This is a genomic window from Kosakonia oryzae (assembly GCF_001658025.2).
Taxonomy (GTDB): domain Bacteria; phylum Pseudomonadota; class Gammaproteobacteria; order Enterobacterales; family Enterobacteriaceae; genus Kosakonia; species Kosakonia oryzae.
In genome coordinates this window covers 3136940-3149385 of sequence record NZ_CP014007.2, presented here as the reverse complement: position 1 = coordinate 3149385, position 12446 = coordinate 3136940, and the positions used below count along the sequence as shown (strand labels likewise).

Genomic DNA, 12446 nt, shown 5'->3' with positions numbered 1-12446 from the left:
CGGTTTTTCTTTTCTTCCCTCTTGCCAGCCGCCCGTGGCGCGGTATTCTCGTGAAACCCCTCTTCTTGGGTGCGTTACTTATCTGAAATTTATATTTTTTTACATGTCTGGTTACGCTGTGGCCTAAGGCAAATTGTTGCTGCTGCCGATAATCCGACAACGACAATAAACAATAACAAGCTGCCTGCTGAAGCAGCGGCGCGGATCGCATGATCGCGCCCTTCAGGAGTGATGATGGAATACTTTGATATTCGCAAAATGCCGGTGAATCTCTGGCGTAATGGTGCGGGCGAAACCCGGGAGATTTGCTGTTTTCCGCCCGCTACCCGCGATTTTAACTGGCGCGCCAGTATTGCTTCACTGGCAAGTAACGGTGAGTTTCCGCAGTTCCCCGGCGTCGATCGGGTCATAACCCTGCTGGAAGGTGGCGAAGTGACGCTGGATGGCGGTAGCGTTTTCCGCCACACCCTGAAACATCATCAGCCCTTTACCTTTGCCGGTGAACAGTCGGTGAAAGTGGAACTGTCGGAAGGGAAAATGTCGATGGATTTTAATATCCTGACGCGCCGCGACCGTTGTCAGGCAAAAGTGCGCATTGCCGATCGTACGTTTACCACCTTCGGGGCGCGCGGCGGCGTGGTGTTTATTCTTAGCGGCGCCTGGCAACTGGGGGATAAACTGTTAACCGCCGATCAGGGCGCTTGCTGGCAGGAAGGGCGGCATACGCTGCGGCTGTTGAAGCCAGAAGGGCAGTTGCTGTTCAGTGAAATCAGCTGGCTGCCCGGGCATTAATCCAGGTTAATGATTTCATGCTCGCCGCTGAGCAGCGGCTTGCAGAGTATTTTGTAACCATCATGGTCGAACCCGGCTGGCGTGCGCAGCAGCGCGGTGGCCTCGTCCAGGGTGTTAACCGAACCCAGCCACAGCCAGTTGTGAATGATGTGATATTGCGTCATCGCGCCGAAACTCTCTTTTAATCCGACCGGCCCTTGCCAGGGCCAGCACACCAGCTTCATGCGCGCCATTGCCGCCGCGAATCGCGCATCGTGCGCTTCACGCGGTTCTCTGCCGCTGCATGCGCCGGCGCAGCGTTGCAGCGCTGAGCGAAAGCAGGGACGACCGCGCGTGACCGCCTCCAGCCCCAGCAGGCCGTAGCAGAGCTTTTCGTCATCGGCGATGGATTGTAGCGCCTGTAGCGCTGCGCGGCGGTTGGCGAACAACCCGTGGAGCTCCGGCGTGGCGGAAAAATCCACTTCGCGTGCATAGACTACCTGCGGTTTCTCGCCGCCGAGCAGTAGCGAGCAGAGCTGGCGATTGCGGCGCAGACGTTTATTAAACAGCGGCTGCTGCTCTTTGATCAGCCGGGCTTCCAGCAGCAACGCACCCAACTCTCCGGCGGTGCAGATCCAACTGATGCGCCTGGACTGGCGCAGCATTGAGGCTTCATCCGGGGTGCGCATATGCGACAGCACCCGGCTGCGGATATTGACGCTTTTGCCGATGTACAGCGGCATCGCCTCGCTTTCACCATGAAAAATATAGACGCCAGGGTGCTTTGGCATGGCCTCCAGCCACTGGCGTAAATGTTCGGGGTATTCATAAATTGCCGCTGCGTCAAATTCGAGACGCGGCGCGGATTGACGCCTTGCCACTCAGAAACTCCTGATACTGTTTACCCATCCAGTATAACAACTAACGGCAGGCTAAAAAAGTGGCAAACAGGTGATGATGTGCGCAGGTCGGGAAAGCGGTGACAGCTTCAGGGAGCGGGGGATGAACGCAGAGGGCGTGACGCTTATCAGGCCCGACGCGCAGGCCTGATAAGATCAAGATGAATTTCAGGAATTATTTTTTCCAGAAGTCATCGAAAACGGTAATCGGCGGGCGGCGTTTGTGTTCGGTTTTCAGATACCAGCCTTCGATGATTTTGGCGATACCGGCATCCAGCGTTTTGCCTTCCAGATAATCATCGATATTTTCGTAGGTGACACCCAGCGCAGCTTCATCAGGCAGCGACGGGCGATCGTCTTCCAGATCCGCCGTTGGCGCTTTCTTATAGAGATGTTCCGGGCAGCCCAGATACGCCAGCAGTTGTTTCCCCTGACGTTTATTCAGGCGGAAAATCGGGTTGATGTCGGTACCGCCATCGCCGTATTTAGTGAAGAAGCCGGTTACCGCTTCAGCGGCGTGATCGGTGCCGACCACCACACCTTTGGTCATGCCAGCGATGCTGTACTGCGCTTTCATACGTTCACGGGCTTTCTCGTTGCCGCGAACAAAATCGCTCAGCTCAATGCCGGCATCGCGCAGTGCCTGTTCGCTCGCCAGCACTGCGCCTTTGATGTTCACGGTCAATACGCGATCCGGCTGGATAAAGCCGATGGCATCCTGGCAATCTTGCTCATCTGCCTGCGCGCCGTAAGGCAGACGCACCGCGATAAACTGATACGCTTCATCGCCGGTTTCCGCGCGCAGTTCGCTGATAGCCAACTGGCTGATTTTGCCGGTCAGCGTGGAATCCTGGCCGCCGCTGATGCCGAGCACCAGCGATTTAATAAAGGGAAACGTCTTCAGATAGGTTTTCAGAAAATCCACGCTGCGGCGAACTTCCTCTTCGGCGTTGATGCCCGGCTTCACGCCCAGCGCCTGAATAATCTCTTGTTGCAGAGTCATTTACCCCTCCGTTATGTAATCCTGCCTGGCAGGTTGCAAATAGTTAATATAGAGCCAAATTAACCCTTTGGCGGTAAAACGACAAGGATCACAGATTTGAGTGGCGCAATTTGCTGCGTTTTAGCAGCTTATGTCACTTTCATTAGATTTTTCCGAAAGAAATGCCATCGGCAACCCATAGTTGAAAAATGCACTTTTATATTCCAGGCTTAGATAACACGCTGATACACAAGCGGATACTAAAGAGGATGGAATATGAATAAAAACATCGCAGGAATTCTGGGTGCCGCCGCTGTACTGACCATGCTGGCAGGGTGTACTGCCTACGATCGCGCCAAAGATCAGGTCACACAGCCGGTTGTGAAAGATGTGAAAAAAGGCATGAGCCGCCAGCAGGTGATGCAGATTGCAGGTCGTCCTTCTTCTGAAGTCACTATGATTCACGCGCGCGGTACCTGCCAGACCTACATTCTGGGTCAGCGTAACGGTAAAACCGAAACTTACTTTGTGGCACTTGATGAAACTGGCCACGTAATGAATTCCGGTTATCAAACTTGCGCCGAGTACGATACCGACCCGCAAACTAAGCAGTAATTTATTTTTTGCCTGAGCATTAAAAAAACCGGCCTGATGGCCGGTTTTTTTATCTTACGCCGGTATGCTGTCAATCTTGCCGATTCGCGACCATACCCGGTGCGCAGCAAGGTGGGTGAGGAAATCATCCACCAGCATCGATGAGGCCGAGTCCGCTTCCACGATACCGTCTTCTCCCTGCGCAGCGACGCCCAGCAGCCCTTTAAACTGACGCGCATCGCCCAGCAGCGCAATGGTTTTCAGATGCTTATACGCCTCCAGCAGGTAGTATTTCGCATCCCCATTTTGTAAAAGTTCGCTCACGTTGCCGCCGGGGACGATCACACCGTCCACGGTCAACGAGGGCGATCCGGCAAACGTTGCGGCCACCGGCAGGCTGGAGCCGTCATCGGCGGTCACTTCACCCATGCGGGCATACAGCAATTTGCTGTGTACGCCTTTTGCCTGAAGCCCTTGCAGCACGTTCAGTACATCGGTAGCGCTGACGTTATCATGCAGCAGGACAGCCACTACCCGGCCTTTGACGCTGCCGTCCGGAACCGCATACAGGCTTAGCGCCGGATCTTTTTTCAGGCCGTTAACGTCCGGCGGCGGAGCGATATTGCGCTGTTCATCGCTGAGCGTAATCCCGAGGTTTTCGGCAACGCCCTGTGCCAGATGAACGTCGATATGCGCCAGTTGATCAACAACACGTTCGCGAATATAGGCGCGCGCCACTTTACTCAGTTCAAAGCTGAATGCGTCGATGATATGGCGCTGTTCAAAAGGCGTCTGGCTAAGCCAGAAAAGCCGTGGGTGGGCATAATACTCGGCAAAAGAGGCGCTGCGCTCGCGGATTTTATGGCCTTCAACGCGCTCCTGATACGTTTCAAACCCGCCGCGTTTCGGCCCCGGCGGCGTTTCCCGCGGCCAGTTATCGTTGATCGAGTTCGGTTCATAATTGGCCGGATTGGTATCAATATCCATGCGGTGCATGCCGTCACGCTGGAAATTGTGATACGGGCAGGTAGGGCGATTTATCGGGATTTCATGGAAGTTTGGCCCGCCGAGACGGCTGATTTGCGTATCGGTGTAGGAGAACAGCCGCCCCTGCAACAGGGGGTCGTTGGTGAAATCCAGCCCCGGCACAATATGCCCCGGATGGAACGCGGCCTGCTCGTTTTCGCTGAAGAAATTATCCGGGTTACGGTTGAGCACCATTTTGCCCACACGTTGCACCGGCACCAGTTCTTCCGGGATCAGTTTGGTCGGATCCAGCAGGTCAAAATCAAATTTGAACTCATCTTCTTCAGGGATCAGCTGCAGCCCCAGTTCATATTCCGGGTAATCGCCCGCTTCAATGGCCTCCCACAACTCACGGCGATGGAAGTCCGGATCGCGCCCGGTCAATTTTTGCGCCTCATCCCACACCAGCGACGCTTTGCCCGCCAGCGGTTTCCAGTGGAAGCGCACAAAGGTCGCTTTTCCTTCGGCGTTAATCAGCCGGAAGGTATGAATGCCGAACCCTTCCATGGTGCGATAACTGCGAGGAATGCCGCGATCCGACATCGCCCACATCACGTTGTGCAGTGTTTCCGGTTGCAAAGAGACGTAATCCCAGAAGGTGTCATGGGCGCTTTGCCCCTGCGGGATTGCCCAGTGTGGTTCCGGTTTCACGGCATGAACAAAATCCGGGAATTTATGCGCATCCTGAATAAAAAAGATCGGCGTGTTGTTGCCCACCAGATCAAAAATGCCCTCTTCGGTGTAAAACTTGGTGGCAAAGCCACGGATATCACGCACGGTATCTGCCGAACCGGCGCCGCCCTGCACCGTGGAGAAGCGGACAAAAACCGGCGTGATTTTCTCCGGATCGGAGAGAAAATCGGCTTTAGTGATGTCGCTCAGGCTGCGATAGGGCTGAAAATAGCCGTGTGCCGCAGAACCACGCGCGTGCACGATCCGTTCCGGAATGCGCTCATGGTCAAAATGGGTAATCTTCTCCCGCAGAATGAAATCTTCCAGCAGTGTGGGGCCACGGGTGCCGGCGCGCAGGGAGTTTTGATCGTCGGCGATGCGCACCCCTTGATTGGTAGTAAGTGGAAAATTCTCACTGCCCTTGCGGAAGGGCTCAAGCGCGTTCAGTTTGTCGTTGGACGTATCCGGCGCTTTCAGGCTGCCCGGCGCGGTTGGCTGTTCGCCTGGCGCAGTAGGCTTCGGGGAAGGACGGTGAGAATTATCTTCTGGCGCGAGGGAATCCAGCCCGGGGCGGGATTCGTCAGCATCATGTACAGGTGCATGTTGGGGGTCGTTTTTCTGGTGCGACATTGAACTCGTCTCCTGTTTTCATTACTGAAAAATGGTCGTTGTTATGGCAAAACCCCTCTAACTATAGAACATTGTCCTGTTACTGCCCGCCAGCCCGGCAGATAGCGGTTCGATGAAAAAGATGAGAAAAGTACGCCAGAGGCGACGGGCGGGGCAACAATCGGCTATGATAGGTCTTTCATGTCTGTAGATTTTGTCTTTAGTGAATGCATCGCTTATGAAACCTCTTCGCCAACAAAACCGAGTCGTTATCAGCTATGTCCCCCGGGTTGAACCCGCTCCGCCCGATCATGCCGAAAAAGTGGACGGGTATCGTGATGTCTGGCTGCTGCGCGGTAAATATGTCGCTTTCGTGCTGATGGGGGAAAATTTTCACCGTTCACCGGTTTTCAGCGTCCCTGAAGCGGCCCAACGCTGGGCGACGCAGATGCGCCAGCAGGACGAACTCGACGAAGAGTAATTCTGGCGCTACGGCTGGCGGAGCGCGGTGACAAGATAATCGGCAAACGCTCTGACCCTGGCTGAAAGATGCCGGTTTTGCGGGTACAGAAGATAAAACGGACGCGAACGGCCAGCCATCTCCTGCATCACTTCTTCCAGCCGTCCTTCAGCCACAGCCTGTGCCGCCACAAAATGGTAGATCTGAAAGAGTCCGCCGCCTGCTATCGCCCAGCCTACACCCGCCAGCACATCTTCATGGACCCTGCGCTGGCTGTTGAAACTGAAATTCTCATTTTCACCCTGCGCGTTGCGGAAAATCCACGCTACCGGCCGGCCCGTGCTGGGTAAAATAAACTGGATTAAATCGTGCTGGCGCAGGGCTTCCAGCGTCTGCGGGCGTGCGCGGTTTGCCAGGTATGCTGGTGATGCAAAGACGCCGACGCTGGCATCCTCCAGCTTGCGAGCCACGACGCGGGAGTCTTTCGGTTCTCCCATCCGAATGGCCAGGTCGTAGCCGTCATCAATAAAATCTATATTGCGATTCGAAATGTTAAGTTCGACCTCAATATCCGGGTATGCCGCCATAAACGCCGGTAACAACGGTACGATGCGGTGATGCCCGTAAACCGTTCCGACGCTGACCCGCAGAACGCCTTGCGGTCGGCGCTGTTGCCCGGTTAGCGCGCGTTCTGCTTCGGCAATCTGATCCAGCGCCTGCTGGCACTGCGCGCGATACAATTCGCCATCGCTGGTCAATTTTACGCTGCGGGTGGTGCGATTAAACAACCTGACGCCAAGCCGTGTTTCCAGCCGACCAATTGTCCGGCTAACCGAGGCCGGCGTGATCCCCAACGCTTCCGCCGCCGCAGTGAAACTGCCGCTCTCCGCTGCTTTGCAGAAAAGCTCAATACTGCCCAGTTGTACCGACTCGAATGACCGTGACATTTATTCTCTGATGTAATCAATAAAGTTCTTTCAGGTTAATTTATTTACAACAAGTGAACCAGTACATTTCTCGCACTGTTAATCTATTGGGAACCAACCATGAAAAAACTGCTACCGGGTTTGCTTGCTGTTATTGCGCTGGCAACCAGCGTGACCACTTATGCCGCATCGAAAGGCAATGTACTGGTGCTGCTCTCCAGCGAGACCGCGCTGCCGCTGCAAGAGGGGAAAAGTTATGCCTCCGGCTTTTACCTTAATGAGTTTGGTGTGCCTGCTGATGCGTTGATCAAAGCCGGATATTCACTGACGATTGTCACTCCCAAAGGCAATAAGCCGCTGCCGGATGAGCACTCGATCGACCCGATGTATTTCGCTAATAACCCGCAAGAGATGCAGCGCATTAAGGGCGTTGTGGACAAACTGACTGCCGAAGGCAGCGTTAAATCGCTTAAGCAGGTGCTGGCGCAAGGAACGGAGGGTAATGCGGGGATCTTTATTCCTGGCGGGCACGCCCCATTGATCGACCTGCCAGGGAGTGCGGATGTGGGTGCGCTGCTGCGTCAATTCCACCGCAGCGGTAAACCGACGGCGGCTATCTGTCATGGGCCGATTGCGCTGCTGGCGGCGCAGGAGCAGCCGCAGATTTTTGAGCAGGAGCTGATTACGGGCACGCCAGCGACGGCGAAAAACTGGATTTATGCGGGCTATAAGATGACGATTTTCTCCGATGCCGAAGAGCAGGCCTTTGAAGCGTCGTTGAAGGGTGAGAAGTTGCGTTACTACCCGGCGCAGGCGATGGCGCAAGCGGGAGGCAAGATGGCGTTTGCCAAAGCCTGGCAGGCTAATGTCGTGACGGATCGGGAGCTGATTACCGGGCAAAATCCTTTCTCGGATCAAGCACTGGCAAAAACGTTGATTGCTGCGCTGGATAGCAAAAAGCGATGAGATATAAAAAAGGCGGGGAGATTCCCCGCCTTTTATTGATGAGGCTTAACGATGCGCCAGCTCGGCGTCGTCTTCGCTCTCCAGAATAGCTTTGTCGGTCTGCTTCAGCCATTGGCTGGTCAGCGTCCCGGCGGTCATGGAGCCGCTCACGTTCAGTGCGGTACGACCCATATCAATCAGCGGCTCAACGGAGATCAGCAGCGCGACCAGCGTAACCGGCAGGCCCATGGCTGGCAGCACAATCAGCGCGGCAAACGTTGCGCCGCCGCCGACGCCTGCGACACCGGCAGAGCTGACGGTGACAATCCCGACCAGCGTGGCAATCCACACCGGATCCAGCGGGTTAATGCCGACGGTGGGGGCCACCATGACGGCCAGCATGGCCGGGTAGAGACCTGCACAGCCATTCTGACCAATCGTTGCACCAAAAGAGGCCGAGAAGCTGGCGATCGATTCCGGTACGCCCAGACGGCGGGTTTGCGCTTCCACGTTCAGCGGAATTGACGCCGCGCTGGAACGGCTGGTGAAGGCAAAGGTCAGCACCGGCCACACTTTGCGGAAGAATTTCAGCGGGCTGACGCCGTTAACGCCCAGCAGCAGGCCGTGCACGACAAACATAATGCCGAGGCCAAGATAGGAGGCGATAACAAAGCTACCCAGCTTGATGATGTCCTGAATGTTGGAGCCCGCCACGACTTTGGTCATCAGCGCCAGAACGCCGTACGGCGTAAGCTGCATCACCAGACGCACCAGTTTCATCACCCAGCTTTGCAGCGTGTCGATAGCGGTCAGCACGCGCTGGCCTTTCGGCGCGTCATCTTTCAGCAATTTCAGCGCGGCAACACCAAGGAAAGCAGCAAAAATCACGATGCTGATGATCGAGGTCGGGTTCGCGCCGGTCAGATCGGCAAACGGATTTTTCGGTACGAAAGAGAGCAGCAGTTGCGGTACGGTCAGGTCGGCCACTTTACCGACATAATTGCTCTGGATGGCATTCAGACGCGCCGTTTCTGCTGTTCCCTGCACCAGTCCTTCGGCGGTCAGACCAAACAGATTAGTCACCAGCACCCCGACCAGCGCGGCAATCAGCGTAGTAAACAGCAGCGTGCCGATGGTTAAGAAGCTGATTTTACCCAACTGGGAGGCGTTATGCAGGCGCGCTACGGCGCTTAAAATGGAGGCGAATACCAGCGGCATCACAATCATTTGCAGCAGTTGAACATAGCCGTTTCCAACCACGTTAAACCACTGGATAGAGGCTTTCAGTACCGGGCTGTCAGCACCATAGATAGCCTGCAACGCCAGTCCGAAGACCACGCCAAGCCCTAAGCCGACCAGTACTTTTTTGGCCAGGCTCCACTGTTTGTGGCGCGCCTGCGCCAGCAAAAACAGCAATGCCACGAACACAACGACGTTCGCGATTAATGGAAGATTCATCCCCGTTCTCCTGATTTCATTATTCGGTCAACCTTGTCGGTTAATCCAGTGGCGCAAGGTTAGCAGAAGTGCCGGGGTGGCCTTATATCCAAATGGAATGTTTTATGCCAAAAGCAGGAGAATTGCTGGTTTAATGGCCGGATTGTGGATGAATAAAGCGATTAAACTGGTTTTGCAGCGAGTTTATCATCTGTGATGACCAGCGAATTGCACCGTTTTCGGGCAACGATTGCGGCATCCACACCGCCCAGGTGAACAGCGCCATACATAATACGCGCTCCAGCTGGTTGCCTTTTTGCGGCGCCAGGATCGGCAGGCGAAAGCGCCAGCGACAAGGCCATAGCAGCGGCACGCCCGCGGGCGTCAGCATATCTGCAAGGATATGGCTCAAATAGCCCACCACCATTCCCTGTAATGCATCCGCAGGGACAATCCAGCTTTCCGGTACTTTCAGGGTAAACAGCGCGAGCGAGAGAAAAACCGCCAGCAGGCTGTGCGTAAAGCCCCGATGGCCGAAGGCTCGCGCCACCGGTTTTGATATCCACTTAAGTCGCTGGCCGAGAAAGGATTTCGGGTGATCGATGTCCGGTAACAGGCAGGTAAGAATGGCCGACGGAACAATATGCCACCAGTCACCCTGAGCAAGGACGGGTGTTAATTCGGCATTTTTGGCAAACACCGCGCAGGCAATGGAGAAAAGCAGGTGTCCTTCCGCCGTCATGATCAAACTCACTAAACTGTCGATGCATACAGTATAGGATGTTTATACAGTAGGCGGAAGAGGTGACGTTGTAACTCTTTGTCACAATCCTGTCAGATTAACGCGCCAGCCAGCCGCCATCGACGGCAAGGGTGAAGCCATTGATGTAATCGGATGCCGGTGAAGCGAGAAACACCGCTGCGCCTTTCAGATCTTCAGGCTCGCCCCAGCGCCCGGCGGGAATGCGATAGAGGATCTCCTGGCTGCGTTCGGCGTCTTCCCGCAGTTGCTGGGTGTTATTGGTCGCCATATAACCTGGCGCGATAGCGTTGACGTTAATCTGATGCGGTGCCCACTCATTGGCCAGCAGACGGGTTAACCCCAACACGCCGCTTTTCGACGCGGTATAAGAGGGCACGCGGATACCGCCCTGGAAAGAGAGCATCGAGGCAATATTAATAATTTTTCCGCCGTTACCCTGGACGATAAATTGTCGGGCAACGGCCTGCGACAGAAAGAAGACCGTCTTCAGATTCAGGTTCATGACATCATCCCAGTCCTGCTCGCTGAAATCGAGCGCGTCGCAGCGTCGAATGGCGCCAGCATTATTCACCAGAATATCCACCCGGCCCAGCTGGTTCACCGTCTGATTAACAATGTCATCAAGCCCGTGCTGGTGGCGCAGATCCGCCTGCACAGAAACAAAACGACGGCCGAGAGCCTGAACGCGTTCGGCCGTGTCATGTGGAATTTTTCGCCCCACGCCGACAATATCGCAGCCCGCCTCCGCAAGCCCTAACGTCATTCCCTGACCGAGACCGGTATCGCACCCGGTCACAATGGCCACTCTACCTGCAAGCTTAAAGGCATCCAGTATCATGTTCTCTCCGGCGTAATCATTATTGTTGTGACAGGGCATTAGCGCCTGAGGATCAGAATAGAAGCTGGGAAGGGAAAATACAAACAAAATGAAATGATGTTTCAAAAATAAAATCAAGGGGCAGCAAAAACTGCTGCCCCGGCGGGATTAGCCGATAAGATGGGCAAGCGTGAGCTGTTCGAGGCTGCTGAGCTTGACGTTAGCCAGCACATAACGCGGATCGGCGTGGTGTTCTTCATCCGGTACCACAATCGAGCGCATCCGCGCTGCTTTGCTGGCGATCATGCCATTGACGGAATCTTCCAACGCCACGCAGGTCAGCGGATCAACGCCCAGTTTAGCGGCACAATCCAGGTACACCTGCGGGTGTGGTTTGCTGTAGGGCAGCTTTTCTGCCGAAGCCAGCGCATCAAAGCTGTCGCGCAGTTCAAACATCGCCAGCACCTTTTCCAGCATATGTAGCGGCGACGCAGAGGCCAGCCCGACCAGCAGGCCGTTGGCCTTACACAGCGCAATGGCTTCACGTACGCCTGGCAGCAGCGGGCGTTTCTCTTCCACCAGCGAAATCGCACGCTGAATAATGCGTTCGGTGACTTCTTTGCGAGCCGGGCCATTCCACGGTTGCTGCGCATACCAGAGCTCCACCACCATATCAATGCGCAGACCGAGCGTGTCGGGCAATTCATTACGCCGGTTAATGTCTACGCCCAGGCTTGCTACAACCTCCAGTTCGGCGCGATCCCAGAGTGGCTCGGAGTCGATAAGTAATCCATCCATATCAAAAATGGCAGCAAGAATTTGACGCGGAGCTGTCATAAAACCTCTCTTTTTTATGGCATGTCGCCGGGGAATAAACGGTAAGTATGGTTAAACGTTCATCATACCGACTTTAAAGATCAGGCGAAAATGATTATCAGCAGGTAGACTAAGGCGGAAACAGTGCGTCACTTACAAGGGGAATCCATGACGTATCAACAAGCTGGACGCATCGCTATTCTGAAACGCGTTCTGGGTTGGGTGATTTTTATTCCGACCGTAATTTCGACAATCATTTCTGTATTGAAATTTATGTATGACCACAGTGAAAAACAGCCAGGTATTAACGCCGTAATGCTGGATTTCGCGCATGTCATGATTGAGATGATGCGTTTTAATACGCCTTTTCTTAACCTTTTCTGGTACAACTCGCCGACGCCCGACTTCCACCAAAGCCTGAACATTGTGTTCTGGCTTATCTATGTGCTGATTTTTGTTGGTCTGGCGTTGCAGGCCTCCGGCGCGCGCATGAGTCGCCAGGCGCGTTTTCTGCGTGAAGGGGTGGAAAATCAGATGATTCTTGAACAAGCCAAAGGGCCGGAAGGGTTGTCTCGCGAACAGATCGAAGCGCGCATCGTCGTACCGCACCACACCATTCTGTTGCAAATTTTCCCACTGTATGTGCTGCCGGTAATTGTGATTATCGCGGGCTATTTCTTCTTTTCACTGCTGGGCTTTCTGTAAGCAGTAACAGGCCCGAAAGCAATG

The 12446-nt window shown here is 54.7% G+C and carries 13 protein-coding genes; 5 read left to right on the top strand and 8 right to left on the bottom strand.

The features are described from left to right. The first annotated feature begins 234 nt into the window (after window positions 1-234). Complete coding sequence (gene ves / locus AWR26_RS15050; protein WP_064567031.1) at window positions 235-792, top strand: environmental stress-induced protein Ves; 558 nt, start codon at window positions 235-237, stop codon at window positions 790-792. Here ves and cho read toward each other — a convergent pair. Next, window positions 789-1652, bottom strand: coding sequence for an excinuclease Cho (cho, locus tag AWR26_RS15045; RefSeq protein WP_064567029.1), 864 nt, complete (start codon window positions 1650-1652; stop codon window positions 789-791). The two genes, ves and cho, sit on opposite strands and share 4 nt — an antisense overlap. Window positions 1653-1845: 193 nt before the next feature. Next, window positions 1846-2673 (bottom strand): ammonia-dependent NAD(+) synthetase, encoded by an 828-nt coding sequence (gene nadE, locus AWR26_RS15040; RefSeq protein WP_043953774.1) that lies wholly within the window; start codon window positions 2671-2673, stop codon window positions 1846-1848. A gap of 255 nt (window positions 2674-2928) precedes the next feature. Between nadE and osmE the strand changes: the two genes are divergently transcribed. Then, on the top strand, window positions 2929-3267 hold the full coding sequence (osmE, locus tag AWR26_RS15035; RefSeq protein ID WP_043953773.1) for an osmotically-inducible lipoprotein OsmE: 339 nt from the start codon (window positions 2929-2931) through the stop codon (window positions 3265-3267). 54 nt (window positions 3268-3321) lie between these two features. Here the strand turns inward: osmE and katE are convergent, their stop codons facing one another. Beyond that, window positions 3322-5574 (bottom strand): catalase HPII, encoded by a 2253-nt coding sequence (katE, locus tag AWR26_RS15030; RefSeq protein ID WP_064567028.1) that lies wholly within the window; start codon window positions 5572-5574, stop codon window positions 3322-3324. Between the two features lie 217 nt (window positions 5575-5791). Between katE and cedA the strand changes: the two genes are divergently transcribed. Next, a complete protein-coding gene (gene cedA, locus AWR26_RS15025; protein WP_035886116.1) occupies window positions 5792-6034 on the top strand; it encodes a cell division activator CedA in 243 nt (80 codons plus the stop codon). Between the two features lie 8 nt (window positions 6035-6042). On the opposite strand, the gene AWR26_RS15020 is transcribed toward cedA, so the two are convergent. Then, window positions 6043-6960 carry a LysR family transcriptional regulator gene (locus tag AWR26_RS15020; RefSeq protein WP_064567026.1) on the bottom strand — a complete coding sequence of 306 codons (918 nt, stop codon included), beginning with the start codon at window positions 6958-6960 and terminating at the stop codon, window positions 6043-6045. A gap of 99 nt (window positions 6961-7059) precedes the next feature. Here AWR26_RS15020 and AWR26_RS15015 point away from each other — a divergent pair, with 99 nt between their 5' ends. Further along, window positions 7060-7905, top strand: a complete 846-nt coding sequence (locus AWR26_RS15015) for a type 1 glutamine amidotransferase domain-containing protein (RefSeq protein ID WP_064567024.1) — start codon at window positions 7060-7062, stop codon at window positions 7903-7905. Between the two features lie 45 nt (window positions 7906-7950). Here the strand turns inward: AWR26_RS15015 and AWR26_RS15010 are convergent, their stop codons facing one another. The 4 genes from AWR26_RS15010 to hxpB all read right to left on the bottom strand — a co-directional run bounded on the left by AWR26_RS15010 (window position 7951) and on the right by hxpB (window position 11738). Continuing rightward, window positions 7951-9342 carry an L-cystine transporter gene (locus AWR26_RS15010; protein WP_064567022.1) on the bottom strand — a complete coding sequence of 464 codons (1392 nt, stop codon included), beginning with the start codon at window positions 9340-9342 and terminating at the stop codon, window positions 7951-7953. Window positions 9343-9472: 130 nt separating this feature from the next. Next, entirely contained in the window at window positions 9473-10063 is a 591-nt protein-coding gene (locus AWR26_RS15005; protein WP_043953767.1) for a metal-dependent hydrolase, read from the bottom strand. A 97-nt stretch (window positions 10064-10160) separates the two neighbouring features. Next, on the bottom strand, window positions 10161-10922 hold the full coding sequence (kduD, locus tag AWR26_RS15000; RefSeq protein ID WP_064567020.1) for a 2-dehydro-3-deoxy-D-gluconate 5-dehydrogenase KduD: 762 nt from the start codon (window positions 10920-10922) through the stop codon (window positions 10161-10163). A 147-nt stretch (window positions 10923-11069) separates the two neighbouring features. Further along, window positions 11070-11738 carry a hexitol phosphatase HxpB gene (gene hxpB / locus AWR26_RS14995; RefSeq protein ID WP_064567018.1) on the bottom strand — a complete coding sequence of 223 codons (669 nt, stop codon included), beginning with the start codon at window positions 11736-11738 and terminating at the stop codon, window positions 11070-11072. A 147-nt stretch (window positions 11739-11885) separates the two neighbouring features. On the opposite strand from hxpB, the gene AWR26_RS14990 reads away from it, so the two are divergent. Continuing rightward, complete coding sequence (locus AWR26_RS14990; RefSeq protein ID WP_064567017.1) at window positions 11886-12422, top strand: YniB family protein; 537 nt, start codon at window positions 11886-11888, stop codon at window positions 12420-12422. Window positions 12423-12446: the final 24 nt, after the last annotated feature.